Raw genomic sequence first — 265 nt, forward strand, 5'->3', positions numbered from 1 at the left:
CTTTCCGGTCAGGATATCAGGGTAATGGGTAACACACTGCCATACCAGGGCTGCATAGCTGGACAAAGAGCTGTGGGTGCCAGACAAGGATGTATGTTCTTCGGATAGAACGGATAGCGACTGAACGCTAACGCGTTTGCTGGTATGGAGGGTTTCTCCTGATAGCTCAAGGTATCCGGCTCCTGCCAGGATATCCAACAGGGCGTCATAAAGACGCGAATATTCTTCGATGATTCCCAGGCGGGACTTCAGGCCGATCGCGGTA

At 52.5% G+C, this 265-nt stretch carries 1 protein-coding gene; it reads right to left on the reverse strand.

Annotated elements, in window-relative coordinates; genetic code table 11:
- On the reverse strand, positions 1-265 hold a 265-nt coding region (locus E1163_RS29975; protein WP_221417841.1), incomplete at both ends, for a hypothetical protein.

Source organism: Fulvivirga kasyanovii (assembly GCF_009711405.1).
GTDB classification, from domain to species: Bacteria; Bacteroidota; Bacteroidia; order Cytophagales; family Cyclobacteriaceae; genus Fulvivirga; species Fulvivirga kasyanovii.